Source organism: Streptomyces resistomycificus, from assembly GCF_001514265.1.
GTDB lineage: Bacteria > Actinomycetota > Actinomycetes > Streptomycetales > Streptomycetaceae > Streptomyces > Streptomyces resistomycificus.
Window position 1 is genome coordinate 1 of sequence record NZ_KQ948991.1, and the last position, 22,007, is coordinate 22,007.

Annotated in this window: 18 protein-coding genes; 6 read left to right on the forward strand and 12 right to left on the reverse strand. The window is 71.8% G+C overall.

Annotated features, from left to right (window positions below):
- Nucleotides 1–430: 430 nt before the first annotated feature.
- Nucleotides 431–1,456: a tryptophan--tRNA ligase gene (gene trpS / locus AQJ84_RS14555; RefSeq protein WP_030043407.1), complete on the forward strand. Its 1,026-nt coding sequence runs from the start codon at nt 431–433 to the stop codon at nt 1,454–1,456.
- Between the two features lie 49 nt (nt 1,457–1,505).
- On the opposite strand, the gene proC is transcribed toward trpS, so the two are convergent.
- The 3 genes from proC to AQJ84_RS14570 form a co-directional block, all read right to left on the reverse strand.
- Nucleotides 1,506–2,318 carry a pyrroline-5-carboxylate reductase gene (gene proC / locus AQJ84_RS14560; protein ID WP_030043406.1) on the reverse strand — a complete coding sequence of 271 codons (813 nt, stop codon included), beginning with the start codon at nt 2,316–2,318 and terminating at the stop codon, nt 1,506–1,508.
- A 100-nt stretch (nt 2,319–2,418) separates the two neighbouring features.
- The gene (locus AQJ84_RS14565; protein ID WP_030043405.1) at nt 2,419–3,210 is read right to left on the reverse strand and encodes an ABC transporter permease; all 792 of its coding nucleotides are present in this window, start codon (nt 3,208–3,210) and stop codon (nt 2,419–2,421) included.
- A complete protein-coding gene (locus tag AQJ84_RS14570; RefSeq protein ID WP_030043404.1) occupies nt 3,207–4,022 on the reverse strand; it encodes an ABC transporter ATP-binding protein in 816 nt (271 codons plus the stop codon). The genes AQJ84_RS14565 and AQJ84_RS14570 overlap by 4 nt, the downstream gene beginning before the upstream one ends.
- Nucleotides 4,023–4,332: 310 nt before the next feature.
- On the opposite strand from AQJ84_RS14570, the gene AQJ84_RS14575 reads away from it, so the two are divergent.
- Entirely contained in the window at nt 4,333–5,769 is a 1,437-nt protein-coding gene (locus AQJ84_RS14575) for a SulP family inorganic anion transporter (protein ID WP_030043403.1), read from the forward strand.
- A gap of 454 nt (nt 5,770–6,223) precedes the next feature.
- Here the strand turns inward: AQJ84_RS14575 and AQJ84_RS14580 are convergent, their stop codons facing one another.
- The 3 genes from AQJ84_RS14580 to AQJ84_RS14590 form a co-directional block, all read right to left on the reverse strand.
- On the reverse strand, nt 6,224–6,997 hold the full coding sequence (locus AQJ84_RS14580) for a class I SAM-dependent methyltransferase (RefSeq protein WP_037803930.1): 774 nt from the start codon (nt 6,995–6,997) through the stop codon (nt 6,224–6,226).
- A 341-nt stretch (nt 6,998–7,338) separates the two neighbouring features.
- The gene (locus tag AQJ84_RS14585; RefSeq protein ID WP_053191331.1) at nt 7,339–7,926 is read right to left on the reverse strand and encodes a hypothetical protein; all 588 of its coding nucleotides are present in this window, start codon (nt 7,924–7,926) and stop codon (nt 7,339–7,341) included.
- Nucleotides 7,927–7,969: 43 nt separating this feature from the next.
- The gene (locus tag AQJ84_RS14590) at nt 7,970–8,305 is read right to left on the reverse strand and encodes an SH3 domain-containing protein (RefSeq protein WP_030043400.1); all 336 of its coding nucleotides are present in this window, start codon (nt 8,303–8,305) and stop codon (nt 7,970–7,972) included.
- A gap of 183 nt (nt 8,306–8,488) precedes the next feature.
- On the opposite strand from AQJ84_RS14590, the gene AQJ84_RS14595 reads away from it, so the two are divergent.
- On the forward strand, nt 8,489–10,669 hold the full coding sequence (locus AQJ84_RS14595) for a serine/threonine-protein kinase (RefSeq protein WP_030043399.1): 2,181 nt from the start codon (nt 8,489–8,491) through the stop codon (nt 10,667–10,669).
- A gap of 73 nt (nt 10,670–10,742) precedes the next feature.
- Here AQJ84_RS14595 and ilvD read toward each other — a convergent pair whose 3' ends face one another.
- From ilvD to AQJ84_RS14615, 4 genes are all read right to left on the reverse strand, one after another.
- Nucleotides 10,743–12,596, reverse strand: a complete 1,854-nt coding sequence (gene ilvD, locus AQJ84_RS14600; RefSeq protein ID WP_030043398.1) for a dihydroxy-acid dehydratase — start codon at nt 12,594–12,596, stop codon at nt 10,743–10,745.
- A gap of 116 nt (nt 12,597–12,712) precedes the next feature.
- Entirely contained in the window at nt 12,713–13,351 is a 639-nt protein-coding gene (locus tag AQJ84_RS14605; protein WP_051870159.1) for a TetR/AcrR family transcriptional regulator, read from the reverse strand.
- On the reverse strand, nt 13,348–14,172 hold the full coding sequence (locus tag AQJ84_RS14610) for a sugar phosphate isomerase/epimerase family protein (protein ID WP_030043396.1): 825 nt from the start codon (nt 14,170–14,172) through the stop codon (nt 13,348–13,350). The genes AQJ84_RS14605 and AQJ84_RS14610 overlap by 4 nt, the downstream gene beginning before the upstream one ends.
- 125 nt (nt 14,173–14,297) lie before the next feature.
- The gene (locus AQJ84_RS14615; protein WP_053191337.1) at nt 14,298–15,230 is read right to left on the reverse strand and encodes a Ppx/GppA phosphatase family protein; all 933 of its coding nucleotides are present in this window, start codon (nt 15,228–15,230) and stop codon (nt 14,298–14,300) included.
- A gap of 71 nt (nt 15,231–15,301) precedes the next feature.
- Here AQJ84_RS14615 and AQJ84_RS14620 point away from each other — a divergent pair, with 71 nt between their 5' ends.
- Nucleotides 15,302–16,150 (forward strand): hypothetical protein, encoded by an 849-nt coding sequence (locus tag AQJ84_RS14620; RefSeq protein WP_053191329.1) that lies wholly within the window; start codon nt 15,302–15,304, stop codon nt 16,148–16,150.
- A gap of 21 nt (nt 16,151–16,171) precedes the next feature.
- Here the strand turns inward: AQJ84_RS14620 and AQJ84_RS14625 are convergent, their stop codons facing one another.
- Nucleotides 16,172–17,899 (reverse strand): BACON domain-containing protein, encoded by a 1,728-nt coding sequence (locus AQJ84_RS14625; protein ID WP_445585617.1) that lies wholly within the window; start codon nt 17,897–17,899, stop codon nt 16,172–16,174.
- Nucleotides 17,900–18,133: 234 nt separating this feature from the next.
- Here AQJ84_RS14625 and radA point away from each other — a divergent pair, with 234 nt between their 5' ends.
- Both radA and disA read left to right on the forward strand, forming a co-directional pair.
- A complete protein-coding gene (radA, locus tag AQJ84_RS14630; protein WP_030043390.1) occupies nt 18,134–19,543 on the forward strand; it encodes a DNA repair protein RadA in 1,410 nt (469 codons plus the stop codon).
- Nucleotides 19,544–19,623: 80 nt separating this feature from the next.
- On the forward strand, nt 19,624–20,748 hold the full coding sequence (gene disA, locus AQJ84_RS14635) for a DNA integrity scanning diadenylate cyclase DisA (protein WP_030043389.1): 1,125 nt from the start codon (nt 19,624–19,626) through the stop codon (nt 20,746–20,748).
- 382 nt (nt 20,749–21,130) lie between these two features.
- Here disA and AQJ84_RS14640 read toward each other — a convergent pair whose 3' ends face one another.
- Nucleotides 21,131–21,979, reverse strand: coding sequence for a hypothetical protein (locus AQJ84_RS14640; protein WP_030043388.1), 849 nt, complete (start codon nt 21,977–21,979; stop codon nt 21,131–21,133).
- Between the last annotated feature and the right edge of the window lie 28 nt (nt 21,980–22,007).

Consider the following 22,007-nt stretch of genomic DNA (forward strand, 5'->3'; position numbering starts at 1 on the left):
AGTGAGACTTTAGCGGATTCCCTGCTCCCGACGCTAATCGGGGGCTGCGTCCTTTCGAACGCGGATTCCTCATTTCGCAAATACGCGCGCCAATGCAACGACGGCAGAAGACTGTCGTCGAGTGTCGGCAGGTACTTGCTGAATGGCTGTCCGGGGACCGACCGGAGTCGGCGCTCACGTCGGACAACTCGGAGAACACTACGTAGCGGGTCGGGGTGTGTCAACTTCGGGCCGCGAGGGGCCCCCGAGGCGTACCCTGGGCGTCATGACTACGCGTACGTGCACCCAGCTGTGGTGGGCCGCCTGACGGCGGCCGTGCTCACGTATGCACTCAACGGCCGCCGCCTCGGCGGCCGTTCTTGTTTCTCCCTCCAGAGCTTCAGGGGGCCGGCCGGCCGGGACGGCGGTCTCGACCAGGAGGTGGAGAGAGATGACGCGGGTCTTCAGTGGGGTCAAGCCGACCGGGCATCTGACGCTGGGGAACTACCTGGGAGCCATGCGGCGGTGGGCTGACGTCGATCAGCACAAGGCCGACGCGCTGTTCTGCATCGTCGATCTGCACGCGCTGACCGTGGACCATGATCCGGCGCGGGTGCGACGGCTGAGCCGGCAGGGGGCGACGCTGCTGCTGGCTTCGGGGCTGGATCCGGAGCTGTGCACCGTGTTCGTACAGAGTCATGTGGACGAGCACGCGCGACTGTCGTATCTGCTGGAGTGCGTCGCCACGGACGGTGAGATGCGGCGGATGATCCAGTACAAGGAGAAGGCAGCCCGGGAGCAGGCGCGGGGCGGGAGTGTGCGGCTGTCGCTGTTGACGTATCCCGTGCTGATGGCGGCGGACATCCTGGCGTACGGGGCCGACGAGGTGCCGGTCGGTGACGACCAGACTCAGCACGTCGAGCTGGCGCGCGACCTGGCGGTGCGGTTCAACCAGCGCTACGGGCACACCTTCGTGGTGCCTCGGGCCACGCACCCGGCGGTGGCGACTCGGGTCATGAACCTGCAGGAGCCGCTGTCGAAGATGGGGAAGAGCGACGACTCCGGGCCGGGAATCGTCTATCTGTTGGACGAGCCGGACGTGGTGCGCAAGAAGGTGCTGCGGGCCGTGACCGACAGTGGGCGCGAGGTCGCGTACGACCGGGAGGCGCAGCCCGGTGTGGCCAACCTGCTGGAGATCCTCGCGGCCTGCACGGGTGGGAACCCGTCGGACCTGAGCGGTGTATATGAGACGTACGGATCTTTGAAGAAGGACACCGCGGAGGCGGTGGTGGAGGTTCTCAGGCCCGTTCAGGAGAGGCACAAGGAGTTGTGCGCGGATCCTGGTTATGTGGAGGGGGTGCTGCGGGATGGGGCGGAGAGAGCGCGGGCGATGGCCCGGCCGACGGTGGACGCCGCGTATCGGGCTATCGGGTTGTTGCCGGCGGTCACCGATATCGCGGTGAGTGCGGGGCGGTAGCCGGGCACCGGCGCTGTGTGCCGCCCCCTGCGGCGGGGGCGGCGAGGCGTTAGCTGTTGTTGCCGCCGGCCAGTTCCCGGCTGCGGTCGCGGGCGGCTTCGAGGGCGGCGATGAGGGCGGCTCGCACGCCGTGGTTCTCGAGTTCGCGGATGGCGTTGATGGTCGTGCCCGCGGGGGAGGTGACGTTCTCGCGGAGCTTGACCGGGTGTTCGCCGCTGTCGCGGAGCATGGTGGCGGCGCCGATCGCGGACTGGACGATGAGGTCGTGGGCCTTGTCGCGGGGCAGGCCGAGCAGGATGCCGGCGTCCGTCATGGCTTCGACCAGGTAGAAGAAGTACGCCGGGCCGGAGCCGGAGAGGGCCGTGCAGGCGTCCTGCTGGGACTCGGGGACGCGCAGCGTCTTGCCGACGGCGCCGAAGATCTCCTCGGTGTGGGCGAGGTGGTCGGCGGTGGCGTGGGTGCCGGCGGAGATGACGGACATGGCCTCGTCGACGAGGGCCGGGGTGTTCGTCATGACGCGGACGACCGGGGTGCCGGAGGCGAGGCGCTCCTCGAAGAAGGAGGTGGGGATGCCGGCGGCGCCGCTGATGACCAGGCGGTCGGCCGGGACGTGCGGGGCGAGTTCGTCGAGGAGGGTGCCCATGTCCTGCGGCTTGACCGTGAGGATCAGGGTGTCGGCGCTCTTGGCGGCTTCCGGGTTGGTGACCGTGGTGACTCCGTAGCGGGACCGGAGTTCTTCGGCTCGCTCGGGGCGGCGGGCGGTGACCAGGAGGTCGGCCGGGGCCCAGCCGGCGCGGATCATTCCGCTGAGCAGGGCTTCGCCGATCTTGCCGGTGCCGAGGACTGCGACTTTCTGCGTCATGGCTGGGGTGCCCTCCGGGGGTGCGTCGTCCGGGGTTCATCCTCGCATCGGGAGTGGGGGTGCGGCTCGGTTGTCCGGAGGGCGGACGTGGGGCGGGCGATCATGCGGTCCGGCGGCGGAGGGTGGCCGCACCCAGGCCGAGGACCAGGAGCGCGCAGCCCGCGACGACCAGCGCGTCGCGTACGAAGGTGGCCGTCATGTCCGTGTGCTCGAGGACCTCCTTCATGCCGTCGACCGCGTAGGACATGGGGAGGACGTCCGAGATGGCCTCGAGGACGGGGTGCATCTTGTCGCGGGGGGTGAACAGGCCGCAGAGCAGGAGCTGGGGGAAGATCACCGCCGGCATGAACTGGACGGCCTGGAACTCGGAGGCGGCGAAGGCCGAGACGAAGAGGCCGAGGGCGGTGCCGAGCAGGGCGTCGAGGAGGGCGACGAGGAGAAGGAGCCACGGGCTGCCTGTGACGTCCAGGTCGAGGAACCAGAGGGCCAGGCCGGTCGCGAGGACGGACTGGATGATCGCGAGGGTGCCGAAGGCGAGGGCGTAGCCGGCGATGAGGTCGCCTTTGCCGAGGGGCATGGCGAGGAGACGTTCGAGGGTGCCGGAGGTGCGTTCGCGCAGGGTGGCGATGGAGGTGACGAGGAACATCGTGATCAGCGGAAAGATCCCGAGGAGAGAGGCACCGATGTTGTCGAAGGTGCGCGGGCTTCCGTCGAAGACGTAGCGCAGCAGGAACAGCATCACGCAGGGGATCAGGATCATCATCGCGATCGAGCGCGGGTCGTGGCGTAGCTGGCGCAGGACGCGGGCGGCGGTGGCGAGGGTGCGGGCGGCGTTCAGGGCGCTGGTGGGGGTGGGGGCGCTCGCGTGCGAGCTGCCGGTCGTCGTGCTCATCGGGTCGTCTCCTTACGGTGGCCGGTGGTGGTGGCCTCGTCCACCAGGTGCAGGAAGGCGGCCTCGACGGTCTCGGTGCGGGTGCGGGTGCGGAGGGAGTCGGGGGTGTCGTCGGCGAGGATCTCGCCCTCGCGCATCAGGAGGAGGCGGTGGCAGCGCTCGGCCTCGTCCATGACGTGGGAGGAGATGAGGAGGGTCGCTCCGCGCTGGGCCGCGATGTCGTGGAAGAGGTTCCACAGGTCGCGTCGGAGGACGGGGTCGAGGCCGACGGTGGGTTCGTCGAGGACCAGGAGTTCGGGGGTGCCGAGGAGGGCGACCGCGAGGGAGACGCGGCTGCGTTGGCCGCCGGAGAGGTTGCCGGCGAGGGCGTCGGCGTGGGTGGTGAGGTCGACGTCGGCGATGGCGCGGGTGACGTTCTCGTGGCGGCGGTCGGCGGATGCGCGGCCGGGGGCGAGGATCGCGGCGAAGTAGGCGAGGTTCTGTCGGACGGTCAGGTCGTCGTAGACGGAGGGGGCTTGGGTGACGTAGCCGATGCGGGTGCGCAGGGTGGGGTGCCCGGCGGGGCTGCCCAGGACGTCGAGGGTGCCGGTGACCTTGGCCTGGGTGCCGACGATGGCCCGCATCAAGGTGGACTTGCCGCATCCGGAGGGGCCGAGCAGGCCTGTGATCTCGCCGCGCGGGACGGTGAAGTCGAGGCCGCGCAGGACTGTGCGGGGGCCTCGGGCGACGGTCAGGCCCTCGGCGTCGACGGCGGGGGTGTCACCCCCCGGGGCCGTTGCCGGGTCGGCTGAGCCGAGATTTTTATTCATCATGTGCTGAATATTCCTCCCGTGGACGCGCCTCGTCAAGCCGCTTGGCAGGCGGGTCGCGTTGGGCGGCGCAGGCGCATGGGGGGCGTGATCGGAGGCGAATGATCCGGTTCGTGCGCCTCCGGATGCACCCGATACCCCTGGGGAATCGGGTGCGCGAGCAACTCGGCTTCCCGACAATGGATTTCAGTGCACGGTGATGTGCCGGGCGCGAGCACGTCAGCCGCGCCCTCTTCTGGTTCGGCACCCACGCGTCTCGCGCCTTCTGTCTTCCGTCTTCCGTCTCTCGGTGATCAGCGGAGGTGCTGTCGTGATGCGCTGTGCCGTGGTCAAGGCCGATCTGTTCGCGTCCGTCGTCGTGTTTCTCGTGGCGTTGCCCCTGTGTGTGGGAGTCGCCGTCGCCTCCGGCGTCCCCGCCGAGCTGGGGCTGGTCACCGGCATCGTCGGCGGGCTGGTCGCCGGGGCGCTGCCCGGCAGCAGACTGCAGGTCAGCGGACCGGCGGCGGGATTGACCGTGCTCGTGTACGAGGCCGTGCAGCGGTACGGCGTCGAGGCGCTCGGGGTGTTGGTGCTCGGGGCGGGGCTGGTGCAGTTGGGGCTGGGGGCGCTGCGACTCGGGCGGTGGTTCCGGGCCGTGTCCGGGGCCGTGGTGCAGGGGATGCTCGCCGGGATCGGGCTCGTGCTGGTGGCCGGGCAGGTGTACGCGCTGGGGGACGCGGCGGCGCCAGCGAGCGGTCTCGGGAAGCTCGCCGGGCTGGTGTCGCTGCCGGGGTGGGTGGATCCGGTGGCGTTGTCAGTGGGAGCTGCCACTATTGCCGTATTGCTCCTTTGGTCCCGTTGGCGGCGGGGGGCACGGGTGGTGCCCGCACCGTTGGTGGCGGTGGCTTCGGCGGCTCTGGTGACCGGGGTGTTCGACCTGGAGGTGCGGCGGGTCGAGGTGCGGGGGCTGGTCGAGGCGGTGCGGGTGCCGACGGGGGCGGATTTCGGGCGGCTGATGGAAGTGGGGGTGATCGGGACCGTCGTCGCGTTCGCGTTGATCGCGTCCGCGGAGTCGTTGTTCAGCGCGGCTGCCGTGGACCGGATGCATTCGGGGGCGCGGACCGGCTATGACCGGGAGCTGATCGCTCAGGGGGCGGGGAACACCGTGTGCGGGGTGCTGGGCGCGCTGCCGATGACCGCGGTGATCGTGCGGAGCGCGGCGAACGTGCGGGCGGGTGCGCGGACCAAGGCCTCGCGGGTGCTGCACGGGGTGTGGCTGCTGGTGTTCACGGCGCTGTTGCCCGGGGCACTCGCGGTGATTCCGGTGGCGGCGCTGGCCGGGCTGCTGGTGCACGCCGGGTGCGGGCTCGTGCCGGTGCGGGAGATGCGGGTGTTGTGGCGCGGGCACCGGGGGGAGGTGGTCGTGCTGGGGGTCACCGCCGTGGCGATCGTGGTGGGGAACCTGTTCGAGGGGGTGCTGGTGGGGCTGGCTCTGGCGGTGGCGAAGACCGCGTGGGACATCAGCCATGTGCATGTGGAGACGGAGGACCGCGGGGACGCCGGGATCGTCGTACGGGTGCTGGGGCATGCGACGTTCCTGCGGCTGCCGAAACTGCTCGACGCGTTGGAGGGTCTGCCGCGGGATCGGGTCGTGCGGCTGGAGCTGGACGGGTTGCGGCACATGGACCATGCGTGTGCGGCGGCGTTGGAGGGGTGGGCGGCTGGGCGGGGAGAGGAGCAGGGGGTCAAAGGGGAGGGGGTGGTCGCGTAGGGCGCTGCGGGGGGCCGGGGCGCGGCAGCGGTAGGCCACTCCGTTGGCCGGTGCGCTGGACGGCTGCGGTGCCTGGTCCGGGGCAGCAGAGGTGGCGCACCGGCGGAGACGGGGCACAGGGAGGACCCATCCGACGGCCGGGAAACCGGCCACGCTCGGGGGCGAGAAGCCTGTCTCCCTGGCCGGCCGGGTCCCCGGGGCTGGTCCGGCCTGGCTGACCGATGTGGCGGGAGTGGTGCTGCCGGAGTAGGTCAGGAGGTCAGGCAACTGCTCGCCGGGGAGCGCGCATGAGGGTGTTTCAGCGGATCGACGTGAGCGACGCGATCTGGGACGCCGAACGCGGCGCCGGCGTGCGGGGCCCCTGCTCGTATGGCCAGTTCGTGCGGGACTTCGCCCATCCAGGACCGGTCCACGGACGGGCTCCGTGTCACCACCCGGTCGGACTTACTCCCGCTCACCGCTCAGGAACGGTGGTGGTCAGGAAGAGGATCACGTCGTAGATCTCCTCTACGGTTCCGTCGGGAAACGTCCTCGACAGGTGCTCCCGCTCCTCGGCGAGGAAGGCTGCGACGGACTCCTCGCCGTGCACCAGGAACACCGAGTGGCTGGCGAGGTTGGCCAGGTGCGTGTCGATGGAGACGCGGCGGCTCCATCGGACCTCGCGGCGGGCGAAGTCGAGGCGGCCGGTGGGATCGACGGCCTGGGCGTTGACCGCCCTCTTCTCTTCGGAGACGTTCACGCCGAACCAGCTTCCGACGCGCTCGGCGGCCTCGGCGATCCACGGGACGTCCAGGGCGTCGGTGTTCCACCACAGCGCGAGGGCGCCGCCCGGGCACAGGACGCGGACGGCCTCCGGGAGGGCCTGCGCGGGGTCGGTCCAGTGCCAGGCCTGGGCGTAGGTGAGGAAGTCGGCGGAGGAGGTGGCCAGGGGGAGGGTGTTGCCGTCACCCCGGATGATCGGGATGTCGGGGTGGACGCGACGGAACTGGGCGGACATGCCGTCACCGGGTTCCACGGCGACGACGTCGGCGCCCCGGGTGCGCAGGAGGGCGGTCGCGATACCCGTGCCGGCGCCGATGTCCGCGACGCGGGCGCCGGTGAGGGAACGGCCGGCCAGATCCTCGATCGCGTCGAACAGGGCGGGCGGGTACGAGGGGCGGTTGGCGGCGTACTGGGCTGCGGCGGCGTTGAAGGACTGGGCTCGAGCGGTGCGCGATGAGGCCGTCATAGGCCCATGGTGGCCGGGTTGGGGACGGGATGCGGTGCGTATTCGGTGAGAGTCGGTGTGCCTGCGCGCGGCGGCACGTCGGAGCAGGGCAGGCAGGGTTGTCGCGCAGCGGCAGCCGGCAGCCGACGGGACCTTCAGGCGTCGCACGTCCTCGACGCCGCGCCGGAAGTCGGGAGGGTCCGGGCCGCGGCCGGCACCCGGGAACCGACGGACGTAGGCCGGCACCCGGGCCGAGTGGTCCACGCACGAGCCGCGGCGCATCCCCCTACCAGCCGCGGTGCGAAAGCAACGAGCCGCGGTGCGAAAGCAACGAGCCGCGGCACGACCGCCGCCACGCGTCGCTATCGGCGGCGTTTCCTCGAAGGGTTGCCCGTGCGGCGGGTGGTGCGCTTCTCGTGCCGGTGGAGGGCTGCCTCGTACTCCTGGCGGTGGAGTTTCTCGCCGGGGGCCTCGGTGAGGGAGCGGAAGAAGTAGGCGAGGAGGGACCCGACGAAGCCGATGGCCAGGAGGCCGCGGAGGGAGGCCTGGCGGTCGGGGTCGGGGCGGGTGCCGAAGCCGTCCCAGGTGTGCCGGAAGGCGAGGGCGCTGCAGATGGCGAACATCGCGACGACCAGGACGGTCACGAAGCTGCCGGTGTCGGCGATCTGGAGACCCTCGTGGGCGAAGCGGAGGATCAGGCAGGAGGCGACCGCTGCGGCGAGGGAGCCGGTGGAGGCGGCGACGCGACGGAGGGCGTAACCGCCGTCGTGGTTCACCCAGGTGGTGCCGAAGAGACGGAGGGGCTCGGGGCGAGGGGTGCCCGGGGAGCCCGGGGAGCCCGGGGAGCCCGGGGAGCCCGGGGAGCCCGGGGAGCCCGGGGAGCCCGGGGAGCCCGGGGAGCCCGGGGAGCCCGGGGAGCCCGCGGGCAGGGTGGCTTGTTCGTCGCTCACCCCTTGATTATGGCGTTGAGGCCACCGCGGGCTCCGGTCGGGATCAGGAGCAGCGCGGGCGTATGTAGCCGTCGCTGCCGGTGTTCACGTAGGAGTCCGAGACGTACTCGCCGTTGTCGATGTTGTCCCAGATGTTCGACGTTCCGTACGGACCGGTGATCGTGGTGCCCGGTGACTGGCAGAAGATCGGGACCCGGGCTCCCTCGGCCAGGATCCGCACGACGGTGTAGTTGGTGCCGGGGCCGCTGCGGACGTTCAGGCGGACGCCAGGCGCGACCGCGTAGTAGCGCAGGGCCGTGGTGGTGACCGCTGCCAGGGTGGCGGCGTCCCCGCCCTCCGCCACGTCGCCCGCTGCCACTTCGACGCCTTCGACAGACATGAAAAGACCTCCCCCGTTCGACCCCATGAGTGCCATGGGGTCCCGTTGATTCCCCTGAAACGAGCCATGAAACACAAATGCGAGACTCGCACAGAGAAGCTAGCAAGCCGCCTCTGTCCCGTACGAGTCATCGACTAGGCTCCGTGCGTCGCGCGCGCGGACGGACAGCACGGGGGTGGTCGCATGGCGCCACAGCGCAACACGGGGGCGGGCGCGGAAGCGGAACTTCCGGAGTACGCCGGGCACTACCGTCTGGAGTCGTGTCTGGGCTCCGGGGGCATGGGCGTGGTGCATCTCGCGCGGAGCACCTCGGGGATGAAGCTCGCGGTGAAGGTCGTGCATGCCGAGTTCGCCAGGGATGCCGAGTTCAGGGGGCGCTTCCGGCAGGAGGTGGCTGCCGCGCGGAAGGTCAGCGGCGCCTTCACGGCGTCCGTCGTCGACGCCGACTCGGACGCCGAACGACCCTGGATGGCCACCTTGTTCATCCCGGGGCCGACCCTGTCCGAGCATGTGAAGCGGAACGGGGCGATGAGCCCCGGCCAGCTGCGCCGGTTGATGGCCGGGTTGGCCGAGGCGCTGCGCGACATCCATCGGGTCGGCGTGGTGCACCGGGATCTGAAGCCGAGCAACGTGCTGCTCGCGGAGGACGGGCCGAAGGTCATCGACTTCGGCATTTCCCGGCCAAAGGACAGTGAACTGCGGACCGAGACGGGGAAGTTGATCGGGACGCCGCCGTTCATGGCGCCCGAGCAGTTCCGTCGGCCGCGGGAGGTGGGGCCGGCGGCCGACGTCTTCGCGCTCGGATCCGTGATGGTGCACGCGGCGACGGGACGCGGGCCGTTCGACTCGGACAGTCCGTATGTCGTCGCCTACCAGGTCGTTCATGACGAGCCGGACCTGACCGGCGTGCCGGAGACTCTCGCGCCGCTGGTGATGCGGTGCCTGGCCAAGGAGCCCGAGGACCGGCCCACGCCGGACGAGTTGATGCGGGAGCTCCGGTCGGTGGCGGCCTCGTACGACACACAGGCGTTCATACCGGCGCAGCGGACGGAGGATACGCCCGAGCCCGGGTCAGTGTCCGGGGCCGGGTCCGCGTCCGAATACGCGTCCGAATCCGAATCCGGGTCCATGCCGGAGCCGGAGCCCGAGCCGCGTCTGGTGAAGCCCGAGCCGCGACCGCCGACCCGCCGCCGGGGCAGATGGGCGGCGGTCGGGGCCGGGGCGCTGGGGCTGGCCGCGCTCGTGACCCTGGCCTCGGTCCAGCTGCTCGGCGGCGAGGACGGCGACAGCCCGGCGCGGCGGGGCGAGGGTACGCCGAGGACCGCGTCGGCCGGGGTCGGCCTGTGGGAGACGACGGCGTCACCTGGGAAGGGCACACCTCAATGTGCCTATGGTGCGGGGAAGTTGCTGTGCGGGCAGACCGGTCTGGTCTTCGCCCTCGATCCGTCGGACGGACGTCTGCTGTGGCGGCGCGCGGTCGCCGGGGCACGTGCCGGGCAGCCGGTCGTGTCGGGGGGACTCGTGCAGCCCGCGCTGGACCGGAGCCGGCGACTGGAGGCGCTCGATCCGCGGTCGGGCAAGGCCGGGTGGCAGCGGGACCTGCCTTCGTACAGCGGGCTGCGGGCGGCGGGCGGCATGCTGCTGCTCACCGGCGCCGACGGCTCGGTCACCGGTGTCGACGGCGCTTCGGGCGACACCCGGTGGAACCGCCGGATCACCGGGCACAAGGTGCCGTACTTCGTCTCCTTCGCGTCAGATCCGCTGGCGTACGCGACGACCACGTCCGACGACGGGGCGAGCACGCTGGTGACGGCGGTGGACCCGGACACGGGTGACGTGCGGTGGGACAAGCGGCTGAAGGGGGCTTTGGAAGCCGTCGGCACCGCGGGCGGTTCGGTCTTCCTCGTCGCCGTCGACGCGGTGTACGGCGACGCGAGCACGGTGGTCCGCTACGACCCGGACGACGGGAGCGTGCGACGCGTGGCGCTGACCGTGCCGCTGGAGCAGGCCCAGGGGACCGTACGCGGGAACCTCGTGTACCTCACGGGGTCCGGTGGCTCGCTGGTGGCCGTGGACATGGCAGCCCAGGAGCAGCGGTGGCGGTTGGAGACCGGCGTGAGCAGGGGCTCCGCGCCGGTGGCGGACGGCAGGCACGTGTACCTCACCGCGCCGGACGGCCGGCTGGTCGCCGTGGACGCCGCGGACGGCGAACTGCTCGGGCAGACCTCCCCGCGCCTGGACACGAACTCCGAACAGGTCGCCGGCACGCTGCCCGCCCCCGTGATCGCCGACGGCCACGTCTACGCGAGCGGCCCCGACGGCACGGTCTTCTCCGTCCCGGCGCAGAAACCTTCGGCCTGGTGAGCCGCGCCGGGACGTCGTTCCCGCAGCGCATGCGAAAGGGGCCGCCCCCGAAGGGACGGCCCCTCGCGAACACTCAGCCCAGCTTGCTCACGTCGCGGACCGCGCCCTTGTCCGCGCTCGTCGCCATGGCGGCGTACGCGCGCAGGGCCGCGGAGACCTTGCGCTCACGGTTCCTGGGGGCGTAGACGCCGCCGAGTGCCTGCTCGCGGCGGGCCAGCTCGGTGTCGTCCACCAGGAGCTCGATCGTGCGGCCCGGGATGTCGATGCGGATGCGGTCGCCGTCCTCGACGAGGGCGATGGTGCCGCCGGACGCGGCCTCCGGGGAGGCGTGGCCGATGGAGAGGCCCGAGGTGCCGCCGGAGAAGCGGCCGTCGGTGATCAGGGCGCAGGTCTTGCCGAGGCCGCGGCCCTTGAGGAAGGACGTCGGGTAGAGCATCTCCTGCATGCCGGGGCCGCCCTTGGGACCCTCGTAGCGGATGACGACGACGTCGCCGTCCGTCACCTTCTTGTTGAGGATCTTCTCGACGGCTTCTTCCTGCGACTCGCAGACGACCGCGGGGCCCTCGAACGTCCAGATGGACTCGTCGACGCCGGCCGTCTTCACGACGCAGCCGTCCACCGCGAGGTTGCCCTTGAGGACCGCGAGGCCGCCGTCCTTGGAGTACGCGTGCTCCGCGCTGCGGATGCACCCGCCCTCGGCGTCCTCGTCCAGCGCCTCCCAGCGCTCGGACTGGGAGAAGGCCTCGGCGGAGCGGACGCAGCCGGGGGCCGCGTGCCACAGCTCCAGGGCCTCGGGGGACGGGGAGCCGCCGCGGACGTCCCAGGTCTTCAGCCAGTCCGCCAGGGAGGGGCTGTGGACCGAGTGCACGTCCTCGTTCAGCAGGCCGGCGCGGTGCAGTTCGCCGAGGAGGGCGGGGATGCCGCCGGCGCGGTGCACGTCCTCCATGTAGTACGTGCGGTCCTTCGCGACGTTCGGGGCGACCTTGGCGAGGCAGGGCACGCGGCGCGAGACCGCGTTGATCTCGTCGAGGCCGAAGGGGACGCCCGCCTCCTGGGCCGCGGCCAGCAGGTGCAGGATCGTGTTGGTCGAGCCGCCCATCGCGATGTCCAGGGCCATCGCGTTCTCGAAGGCCGCGAAGGTGGCGACGTTACGGGGCAGGACCGTCTCGTCGTCCTGCTCGTAGTAGCGCCGGGTGATGTCCATGACCGTGCGCGCGGCGTCGACGTACAGCTGCTTGCGCGCGGTGTGGGTGGCGAGGACCGAGCCGTTGCCGGGGAGGGAGAGGCCGATGGCCTCGGTGAGGCAGTTCATCGAGTTGGCGGTGAACATGCCCGAACAGCTGCCACAGGTCGGGCAGGCGTTCTCCTCGATACGGAGGATGTCCTCGTCCGAGATCTTGTCGTTCACGGCGTCGGAGATCGCGTCGACCAGGTCGAGCGTGCGGACCGTGCCGTCGACGAGGGTGGCGCGGCCGGACTCCATCGGACCGCCGGAGACGAAGACCGTCGGGATGTTCAGGCGCAGGGCCGCGTTGAGCATGCCCGGGGTGATCTTGTCGCAGTTGGAGATGCAGACCAGGGCGTCGGCGCAGTGTGCCTCGACCATGTACTCGACCGAGTCCGCGATGAGGTCGCGGGAGGGGAGGCTGTAGAGCATCCCTCCGTGGCCCATGGCGATGCCGTCGTCCACCGCGATGGTGTTGAACTCGCGCGGGATGCCGCCGGCCTCGGTGATCGCCTCGCTGACGATCCGGCCGACCGGCTGCAGGTGGGTGTGGCCGGGGACGAACTCCGTGAAGCTGTTCGCGACCGCGATGATCGGCTTGCGGCCGATGTCCGCACCGGGTACACCGGAGGCGCGCATAAGGGCGCGTGCGCCCGCCATGTTGCGACCGTGGGTGACTGTGCGGGACCTCAGCTCGGGCATCGTCGCTCGCTCCTTCAGGGACTGCAGAGACTGCGATCAGAGACTTCTGACTGCTATCGAGCGTACGCCGGTCATCCAGGGGGCGGACACGGTGTCCGACATGCGGGATACGTGTCTCACCGTTCCGGCGGTCCGGAGAGGTGCCCGGTGAGGTTCCCGGTGAGGTGTCCCTGCACCACGGGCGCCACCCGGGCGATGATCTGCTCCACGTCCACCGACGCCAGCGGCTCCACCTTGATCACGTACCGGAGCATGGCGGTGCCCACCACCTGCGCGGCCGCCAGCTCGGCGCGCAGCTCCGCGTCGGGGGCGTCGATCTCGCCGGCGACGCGCGCCAGCAGCTGGGTGGAGACCATCCGGCGGAAGACGGTCGCGGCGGTGTCGTTGTTCACCGCCGAGCGGACGATCGCCAGCAGCGGCGTCCGGGTCACCGGGTTCTCCCAGAGGCCGAAGACGACGCGGGTCAGACGCTCGCCGACGGTGTCGACGGGGCCGTCGAGAAGCATGTCGCGGGCTTGCAGGGCGGGCGCGAAGGCGACCTCCACGGCCGCCTCGAAGACCTGCTCCTTGGTGCCGAAGTAGTGGTGGACCAAGGCCGAGTCGACCCCGGCCGCCTTGGCGATGCCCCGCACGGACGTCTTCTCGTAGCCCCGCTTGGAGAACTCCTCGCGGGCCACGGCCAGGATGCGCTCGCGGGTGCCCTCCGACTCCGTACGAGGACGGCGGCCGCGCCTGCGTGCGGTGACGTCGCTCACCGCCGGGGCACCTTCACGGCCGAGGCCAGGTGCAGCCGTGTGAAGGCGAGCGCCTCGGCGAGATCGGCCTCACGTTCGGCGCCGGACATGGCCCGCCGGGTGTTGACCTCGATGACGACATGGCCGTCGAAGCCGGTCAGGGCGAGGCGCTCCAGCACCTCGGCGCAGGGCTGGGTGCCGCGGCCGGGCACGAGGTGCTCGTCCTTGGCCGAGCCCCGGCCGTCCGCGAGGTGCACATGGCCGAGTCGGTCGGCCATGCGGTCGATCATCTGGACCGCGTCCGAGCGGGCCGTGGCCGTGTGACTGAGATCGATCGTGAAGTGACGGTAGTCCTCCTTCGTCACGTCCCAGTCCGGCGCGTAGGCGAGCATCTCCCGGTCGCGGTAGCGCCAGGGGTACATGTTCTCGACGGCGAACCGCACATCCGTCTCGTCGGCCATGCGCCAGATCCCGGTGACGAAGTCGCGGGCGTACTGGCGCTGCCAGCGGAACGGCGGGTGGACGACGACCGTGCTCGCGCCGAGCTTCTCGGCGGCCGCCTGGGCGCGCTGGAGCTTGACCCACGGATCGGTGGACCACACGCGCTGCGTGATGAGCAGGCAGGGGGCGTGCACCGCGAGGATCGGGATCCGGTGGTAGTCGCTGAGTCTGCGCAGCGCCTCGATGTCCTGGCTGACGGGGTCGGTCCACACCATGACCTCGACGCCGTCGTACCCGAGGCGTGCGGCGATCTCGAAGGCCGTCGCCGTCGACTCCGGGTAGACGGAGGCCGTGGACAGGGCGACCTTCGCATCCGGGATGCGTACGACTGGCTTCGCCATGGAGGACAGGTTACGGGGTGCGGTCCGGTGGATGCGGGGCGCCCGTTGGCCGTTGTGGTGTTCGCCATAGGGCGCGCGCGGGTTCGCCGTGTCGTGGCGCGCGGCTGCCCGCTCCCCCGGGGTGTCTACGCCGACCCCATGTGATCGAGTCTGCGCAGGATGACGCCCTCCCTGAGCGCCCACGGACAGATCTCGACGCTCTCCACGCCGAACAGGTCCATCACGCCCTCCGCCACCATCGCGCCCGCGAGGAGCTGGCCGGCCCGGCCCTCGGAGACACCGGGGAGGGCGGCCCGCTCGGCGGTCGTCATGTCGGCGAGCTGCGGTACCCAGGCCTCCAGGGACTCCCGCTTCAGTTCGCGCTGGACGTACTGGCCCTCCGCGGAGCGGGCGGCGCCGGCCAGCCGGGCCAGCTGCTTGAAGGTCTTGGAGGTGGCCACGACGTGGTCGGGGGCACCGAGGCGGGTGAACTCGCCGACCGTGCGGGCTATCTCCGCGCGGACGTGGCGTCGCAGCGCCCGGATGTTCTCCGGGTCCGGGGGGTCGCCCGGGAGCCAGCCCGCGGTGAGGCGGCCCGCGCCCAGCGGCAGCGAGACGGCGGCGTCGGGTTCCTCGTCCATGCCGTACGCGATCTCCAGGGAGCCGCCGCCGATGTCGAGGACGAGCAGCTTGCCCGCGGACCAGCCGAACCAGCGGCGGGCGGCGAGGAAGGTGAGCCGGGCCTCCTCGGGGCCGGTGAGGACCTGGAGATCGACGCCGGTCTCGGACTGCACGCGTGCGAGGACCTCGTCGGCGTTGGTGGCCTCGCGCACCGCGGAGGTGGCGAACGGGAGGAGGTCCTCGACGCCCTTGTCCTCGGCGGCCTGGAGGGCGTCCCGGATGACGCCGACGAGTTTGTCGACCCCGTCGGAACCGATGGCTCCGGCCTCGTCGAGGAGTTGGGCGAGGCGCAGTTCCGCCTTGTGCGAGTGCGCGGGCAGGGGGCACGCGCCCGGGTGTGCGTCCACCACCAGCAGATGCACCGTGTTCGATCCCACGTCGAGGACACCGAGTCTCATGTACGGCACGCTACTGCCAGCCGGGCGGCCGGCAGTCTCCGGAGTCCAAGTCGGCGCCTTACCCTGGTCTCGTGCCAAAGACGAAAAAGGCGAAAGACGGCAAGACGGCCAAATCCGCCAAGGGTTCCTCGCAGGCGAAAGCACCGAAGAAGCCGAGGCCGGCCCTGGCGGCCGATGAGAAGGGCCTCGACTTCGCGCGCGCCTGGGTGGAGTTTCCTGATCCGGCGGACGACGAGCAGGTCTTCCGCTGCGACCTGACATGGCTGACCTCTCGTTGGAACTGCATCTTCGGCAGTGGTTGCCAGGGCATCCAGGCGGGCCGGGCCGACGACGGGTGCTGCACGCTGGGTGCCCACTTCTCGGACGAGGACGACGAGAAGCGGGTCGCGGAGCATGTGGCCAGGCTCACGCCGGAGATCTGGCAGTTCCACGACGAGGGCAGCCGGCACGGCTGGGTCTCCGAGGACGAGGACGGTGACCGGCAGACCCGACCCCACCAGGGCTCCTGCATCTTCCAGAACCGGCCGGGCTTCGCGGGCGGCGCGGGCTGCTCGCTGCACATCCTCGCCCTGCGGGAGGGCCGCGAGCCGCTGGAGACCAAGCCGGACGTCTGCTGGCAGCTGCCGGTGCGGCGGACGTACGAGTGGATCGACCGGCCCGACGACACGCGCGTGCTGCAGGTGTCGATCGGTGAGTACGACCGGCGGGGCTGGGGCCCGGGCGGCCACGACCTGCACTGGTGGTGCACCTCGGCGACCTCGGCGCACGGCGCGGGCGACCCGGTGTACGTCTCCTACCGGCCGGAGCTGGTCGAGCTGATGGGCAAGGAGGGCTACGACCGGCTGGTCGAGCTGTGCGAGGAGCGGCTGGCCTCGCAGCTGCCGCTGCTCGCTCCGCACCCGGCGGACCCGGTCGGCTGACACCGGCGGCGGTCCGCAGACCTACGAGGTGGACGGGCTCGGGTCGCCGCCGTCGCCGGGCGATGGCGTCGGGTCCCCGGGCCCGGACGGGGTGGGCTCGCCGGCCGAGGGCTCCGGGTCGGGCGACGAGGGCGGGTCGCTCGGGGGCGGATCCGAGGGAGCGGGCGTCGTGGGCGTCGGGCCGGGGTCGGACGGGGAGGGGTCACCGGGGTGGCCGGTGCCCGGTTCGTGACCGCCGGGGCCGGGGCCGGGGTCCAAGGGGCCGGGCGCGGTGCCGTAGCCCTCGATGGAGACGACGGCGCCGGCCGGTGCGACGGCCACCCGCGCGCTCCAGTACCCGGACGGCTCGCGCAGCGGGTCGACGTACACCTTGATCGTCAACGACTCGCCGGGTTCCAGCGTTCCCGAAGACTGGCTGAAGTAGAGCCAGTCGGCCTGAGTGGTCGCCGACCAGCGCACGGGCGTGGAGCCGGTCGCGGTGAGGGTGACCAGGGTGGTGTCGCCGCTGTTGTCGGCGGTCACGTCCAGGTTGCCGGTGCCGGCGCCGGCGCCGGCGACGCTGACGACCTCGACGGACACGTCGGGGTGGTCGCCCTTGGTGAAGCGGCCGCCGGCGCGGGGGCTGGCGTTGCCGGCGTTCTCGTAGCCGCCGCTCGCCGACTCGCCGTCGAGGCTGTCCGCGCCGTGCGCCTCGCTGGCGCTGGCGGAGCCGCCCGCACCCTCGCCGGTCGGGGTGCCCCGGTAGGCGGCCCACAGGGCGAGCACCGGGGCGGCCACGACGGTGGCGACGACGGTCGTGGTGACGGCACGCGCGCGTAGCCGGTCCCGCCGGGCGGCGCGGTCCTTGGGGTCCATCGGGAAACCGCGCCGGTCGAAGCGGGGCGCCGCGGCGCCCCGCGCGCGGGGGGCGTGCGTCATGACCCCGTGCAGGGCCGCGCGGGGCGCCTCCAGGACGGGCAGCTCGGCGGGGGTGACGGCCGCGCCGGGCCAGCGGCCGGGGACCGCGCGCTCGGCGGTACGGCGGCAGCGCGGGCAGTCGTCGACGTGCCGGACGAGCTCACGGCGGACGGCGGCGCTGAGCACGAGCTGGTTGTCGCCGGTGAGCCGGGCCACGCCCGGGCAGCCGCCGGTCTCGACGACGGCGAGGGCCGCGCGCGTGCGTTCGACCTCGCAGGCCCCGGAGGCGAGCAGCTCGCGGGCGGCCGCCAGGTCCATGCCGAGGACGGCGGCGACCTCGTGGGCGGCGAGGTGGTGGCGCACGGCGAGTTCGAGCGCCTCGCGCTGTTCCGGGGTGGTACCGGCGGCCTCCGGCCAGGCGAGCAGGGCCAGTTCACGCCGACGCTGCTGCTGGGCGTCGCCGGGCGCGGCCGGGTCGCCGGGCTTCTGGCCGGTCTCCCGGTGGGCGCCGGAACGGCCCGCCGCGTGGGAGGCCTGACGTTTCTGCTTGGCCTCGGCCAGCTTGCGCAGACAGCACCAGCGGGCCAGCGCGTACAGCCAGGCCCTGCGGTCACCGGGCGCGTCCGGGCCGCGGCGCCGGTCGGCGAGGGCGAGGACGTCGCCGAGGGCGGCCATCGCCGCGTCGTGGTCGCACAGCACGGACAGGCAGTAGGTGAACAGGCCGTCCAGGTACGGCTCGTGGCGCGCGGGCGGTCGCTGCGCCGGCGTGCGCGCCGCCCCGCGGTCGCGCCCCTCCCGGTGCGCCCGGTGTGCGCCGGTGGTGCGGGTCGAGGTCTCCGGACTGCTGCTCATCACCCGTGGACCGTAGGCGGCCGGAGTTGGGCCCTTCGGCAGCCTTGAGCACATTTAATCCGTACGGGTGAAACGATCCCTCAATAGGGGACAGGAACCGTTTATTCCGTGGCTTGTTCGTGTCGTGGGTGGCTGATTCGAACGGGGTGACCCGCGCGCCCCCGGGGAGGCGTACCCGTAGACGGCAGCGCGGTCGGCGTCCGCGTTGTCAGTGGTGGCGGCTACGGTTCGTGCATGGCTGCCCGCACGAAGTCCGCCAAGGAGCGTCCGTCCTACCGCTGCACCGAGTGCGGCTGGCAGACGGCCAAGTGGCTCGGCCGCTGCCCCGAGTGCCAGGCCTGGGGGACGGTCGAGGAGTACGGCGCGCCCGCGGTCCGCACGACGTCGCCGGGACGCGTCACCACCTCCGCCGTCCCCATCGGCCAGGTCGACGGCCGGCAGGCGACCGCCCGCTCGACCGGCGTGCCCGAGCTGGACCGGGTGCTCGGCGGCGGCCTGGTGCCCGGCGCGGTGGTGCTGGTCGCGGGCGAACCCGGCGTCGGCAAGTCGACGCTGCTGCTCGACGTGGCCGCCAAGTCGGCGAGCGACGAGCACCGCACCCTCTATGTGACCGGCGAGGAGTCCGCCAGCCAGGTCCGGCTGCGCGCCGACCGCATCAAGGCCATCGACGACCATCTGTATCTCGCCGCCGAGACGGATCTGGCCGCCGTGCTCGGTCACTTGGACGCGGTGAAGCCGTCCCTGCTCATCCTGGACTCCGTGCAGACCGTCGCCTCCCCCGAGATCGACGGCGCCCCCGGCGGCATGGCCCAGGTGCGCGAGGTGGCGGGCGCCCTGATCCGGGCCTCCAAGGACCGCGGGATGTCGACGCTCCTTGTGGGCCATGTCACCAAGGACGGCGCGATCGCGGGCCCGCGCCTGCTCGAGCACCTCGTGGACGTGGTGCTGAGCTTCGAGGGCGACCGGCATGCCCGTCTGCGCCTCGTCCGAGGCGTCAAGAACCGCTACGGCACCACCGACGAGGTCGGCTGCTTCGAACTGCACGACGAGGGCATCACGGGTCTGGCCGACCCGAGCGGACTTTTCCTGACACGTCGTGACGAACCGGTCCCCGGCACCTGCCTGACGGTCACCCTGGAGGGCCGCCGTCCGCTGGTCGCCGAGGTCCAGGCGCTCACCGTGGACTCGCAGATCCCCTCCCCCAGGCGGACCACCTCCGGCCTGGAGACCTCCCGCGTCTCGATGATGCTGGCCGTCCTGGAGCAGCGTGGCCGGATCAGCGCCCTGGGCAAGCGGGACATCTACTCCGCGACGGTCGGCGGTGTGAGGTTGTCGGAGCCCGCCGCGGACCTGGCCATCGCCCTCGCGCTGGCGTCCGCGGCCAGCGACACCCCCCTGCCCAAGAACCTCGTCGCGATCGGCGAGGTCGGCCTTGCGGGCGAGGTCAGAAGGGTTACAGGGGTGCAGCGACGACTCTCCGAAGCACACCGTCTGGGCTTCACCCACGCGCTCGTACCGGGTGATCCGGGCAAGGTCCCGACGGGCATGAAGGTGATGGAAGTCGCGGACATAGGGGACGCTCTGAGAGTCCTTCCGCGCTCGCGTCGCCGAGAGGCCCCACAGGACGACGAGGACCGCCGGTAGACTTTGCCCTGGTCTCGCCCGTCCGTACGAACCGAGTGTGCGAGCGGGGGCGTCCCAGAACCTGCGACCGGAGGAGTGCAGTGGCAGCCAACGACCGGGCAGCAGCTCCCGGAAAGTCCGGCGGGAGTTCCGGCGCCGATGGCCTCATGCGCGCCTCACTGAGCGCTGTGGCTCCCGGCACGCCCCTTCGCGACGGCCTTGAGCGGGTCCTGCGCGGCAACACGGGCGGCCTCATGGTGCTCGGCTCCGACAAGACCGTCGAATCGATGTGTACGGGCGGTTTCGTCCTGGATGTCGAGTTCACGGCGACGCGACTGCGGGAGCTGTGCAAGCTCGACGGCGGCATCGTGCTGTCCTCCGACCTGTCGAAGATCCTCCGGGCGGGCGTCCAACTGCTCCCCGACCCGACGATCCCGACGGAGGAGACGGGCACCCGGCACCGGACCGCGGACCGCGTGAGCAAGCAGGTCGGCTTCCCGGTCGTCTCGGTGTCCCAGTCGATGCGGCTGATCGCCCTGTACGTCGACGGTCAGCGCCGCGTCCTGGAGGACTCGGCGGCGATCCTGTCCCGGGCCAACCAGGCCCTCGCGACCCTGGAGCGCTACAAGCTGCGCCTCGACGAGGTCGCGGGCACGCTGTCCGCGCTGGAGATCGAGGACCTGGTGACCGTCCGGGACGTCTCGGCCGTGGCGCAGCGCCTGGAGATGGTCCGCCGCATCGCCACCGAGATCGCCGAGTACGTGGTGGAGCTCGGCACGGACGGGCGGCTGCTGGCCCTCCAGCTGGACGAGCTGATCGCCGGCGTGGAGCCCGAGCGCGAGCTGGTCGTACGCGACTACGTCCCCGAGCCCACCGCGAAGCGCTCCCGCACGGTCGAGGAGGCGTTGTACGAGCTGGACGCCCTCAGCCACGCCGAGCTGCTCGAACTGCCCACGGTGGCGCGGGCGCTGGGTTACACCGGCTCGCCGGAGGCGCTGGACTCGGCGGTGTCGCCGCGGGGCTTCCGACTGCTGGCGAAGGTACCGAGGCTCCCCGGGGCGATCATCGACCGGCTGGTGGAGCACTTCGGCGGGCTGCAGAAGCTGCTCGCCGCGAGTGTGGACGACCTGCAGACGGTGGACGGCGTCGGCGAGGCGCGGGCCCGGAGCGTGCGGGAGGGACTCTCGCGGCTGGCGGAGTCGTCGATCCTGGAGCGGTACGTCTAGGTCGGATCAGCGGTACGTCCGAGTGGGGCGGAGGTACGCCCGGGGCGGACAGCGCACGCCGGGTGGGGCGGGGGTACGCAAAGGTCGGACAGCGCACGCCCAAGGTAGCCGGAGACACGTCCGGACCGGACAGCAGCACGCCCAGATCGGACAGCGCACGCCCAGGTAGCCGGAGACACATCCGGACCGGACAGCAGCACGCCCAGATCGGACAGCGCACGCCCAGGTAGCCAGGAAACGCGTCCGGACCGGACAGCGCCCGCCCGAGACCGACAGCGGTACGCCCCGGACCGACCACGCACGCTCGAAACCGACCACGCACGCCCGGGACCAGCAGCGGTACGCCCGGGACCCGCAAGGTGCCGTCGCCAGGACAGTGCCGCTAGTCGTTCTCCAGCACGAACGAGGCCTGGGCCGTCCCGAACCCCGGGGCCTTCGCCTCCACCAGGTACGTCCCCGCGCCGGCCGACCCCGCGGGCGGCGTCGCGCACTGCGGGGCGCTCGGCTTGCGGTCCCACTTGACGGTGTAGGTGATGGCCGCGCCGGCGGGGGCACGGAAGACCAGGTTGCCGGAGGCCTTGGGGCAGTCGGCGGAGGACCAGTAGACGTCGTCGCTGTCGGCCGGGGTGATCGTCAACACCGCGTTCTTCGGGCCGAGATCGACCTTGCAGTCACCGGCGGACGAGTTCCTCGCGGTCAGCAGCAGGGTGGGCGTCTGCCCCGGCTCGTACGCGTTGTGCAGGCTGGTCACGGTCAACTTCACCGCGCTCGCGGTGCAGTTGGGGAGCGAGGAACCCGCGGCGAGGGTGTCGTCCGAGCCCACCCCGGTGCCGGTACCGCCACCGGCCGCCGCACCGTCGGAGCCGCCCGCCCCTCCGGCACCACCGGAACCCGACCCGGTCCCCGCGGCCGACCCCGCACCGTCGCCGGAGCCGCCCCCGGACCCGCCGCCCGACCCCGACCCGCCGGAGCCGCCGCCGCTCGACTCCTCCCTGCCGCCCGGCGCTTGGCTGATCGCCGGCCCGGAGCCGGAGGGCCCCGGCGTGATCGTCGAGGGGGAGGGATTCTTGTCGTTGGATCCGCCGGCGCCGTTGTCGCCGCCTCCGCCGCCCGAGGTCACGATCCAGGCGATCAGCAGTGCCAACAGGGCCGTCACGGACAGCAGTACGGCCCTCCGACGCCAGTAGATGGAGGAGGGAAGCGGCCCGACCGGATTGCGCAGAGATCCCACGGCGCAAACTGTACGAGAGATCGGCGCC

Coding starts and splice junctions, on each gene's coding strand:
- AQJ84_RS14580 (WP_037803930.1), bottom strand. CDS start 6,997: ATGACGGCCTCATCGCGCACCGCTCGAGCCCAGTCCTTCAACGCCGCC.
- AQJ84_RS14590 (WP_030043400.1), bottom strand. CDS start 8,305: ATGTCTGTCGAAGGCGTCGAAGTGGCAGCGGGCGACGTGGCGGAGGGC.
- AQJ84_RS14610 (WP_030043396.1), bottom strand. CDS start 14,172: ATGGCGAAGCCAGTCGTACGCATCCCGGATGCGAAGGTCGCCCTGTCC.
- proC (WP_030043406.1), bottom strand. CDS start 2,318: ATGACGCAGAAAGTCGCAGTCCTCGGCACCGGCAAGATCGGCGAAGCC.
- AQJ84_RS14575 (WP_030043403.1), top strand. CDS start 4,333: ATGCGCTGTGCCGTGGTCAAGGCCGATCTGTTCGCGTCCGTCGTCGTG.
- AQJ84_RS14570 (WP_030043404.1), bottom strand. CDS start 4,022: ATGATGAATAAAAATCTCGGCTCAGCCGACCCGGCAACGGCCCCGGGG.
- trpS (WP_030043407.1), top strand. CDS start 431: ATGACGCGGGTCTTCAGTGGGGTCAAGCCGACCGGGCATCTGACGCTG.
- AQJ84_RS14595 (WP_030043399.1), top strand. CDS start 8,489: ATGGCGCCACAGCGCAACACGGGGGCGGGCGCGGAAGCGGAACTTCCG.
- AQJ84_RS14625 (WP_445585617.1), bottom strand. CDS start 17,899: ATGAGCAGCAGTCCGGAGACCTCGACCCGCACCACCGGCGCACACCGG.
- AQJ84_RS14615 (WP_053191337.1), bottom strand. CDS start 15,230: ATGAGACTCGGTGTCCTCGACGTGGGATCGAACACGGTGCATCTGCTG.
- AQJ84_RS14565 (WP_030043405.1), bottom strand. CDS start 3,210: ATGAGCACGACGACCGGCAGCTCGCACGCGAGCGCCCCCACCCCCACC.
- radA (WP_030043390.1), top strand. CDS start 18,134: ATGGCTGCCCGCACGAAGTCCGCCAAGGAGCGTCCGTCCTACCGCTGC.
- ilvD (WP_030043398.1), bottom strand. CDS start 12,596: ATGCCCGAGCTGAGGTCCCGCACAGTCACCCACGGTCGCAACATGGCG.